The sequence below is a fragment of the Rhizobium sp. 18055 genome (genome assembly GCF_902706285.1).
Classification (GTDB): domain Bacteria; phylum Pseudomonadota; class Alphaproteobacteria; order Rhizobiales; family Rhizobiaceae; genus Rhizobium.
The window spans coordinates 1-570 of the sequence record NZ_CACSKD010000125.1 but is presented as its reverse complement, the minus strand read 5'-3'; the positions used below and the strand labels follow the sequence as shown (position 1 = coordinate 570).

Genomic DNA, 570 nt, shown 5'->3' with positions numbered 1-570 from the left:
AACTCGCCCTTGATCGGCCAGTAGGCGCCGATGACGGTGTCGGGCCGGTCCACCAGCCAGATGCGCATCACGCGCTGCAGGAGGTCGGAGCGCCGCAGGCGGTCCGGCAGGTTCAGGCGTTCCTCGATCAATGCGCGCCGCAGGGCTGTTTTGTCCATCACATAATTCCCCAATGCAATTCCTCACGATTCTGACACCGCTCCTGGCCGCCGCGGTCATGGCCACCGCCGCAGCGCCTGTCCAGGCCCAAAACCGGGGCGACGAGGCGTTGCTGCAAATGCAGCAGGCCTACCGCAAGGGCGACCGCGCGCGGCTCACGCAACTGCTGCCCGACATGCGCGGCCACGTGCTGGAGCCGTGGGGAGCGTACTGGGAGCTGCGGGCCCGCCTCGACCAGGCCACGCCGCAGGAGGTGGCGGCCTTCCTGCAGCGCTTCGCCGGCACCTACCAGGAGGACCGGCTGCGCAACGACTGGCTGCTGCTCGTCGGCCAGCGGCGCGACTGGGCCCAGTTCAGCGCGCTGCACCCGCTCTACCGCATGAACGACGACCGCGAGGTGCGCTGCTACGC

The 570-nt window shown here is 69.3% G+C and carries 1 protein-coding gene; it reads left to right on the top strand.

Annotation, left to right across the window (positions count from 1 at the left end):
* Positions 1–172 precede the first annotated feature (172 nt).
* Positions 173–570 (top strand): hypothetical protein (locus GVL52_RS31705; RefSeq protein ID WP_200847954.1); only part of this gene is annotated, 398 nt, incomplete at its 3' end.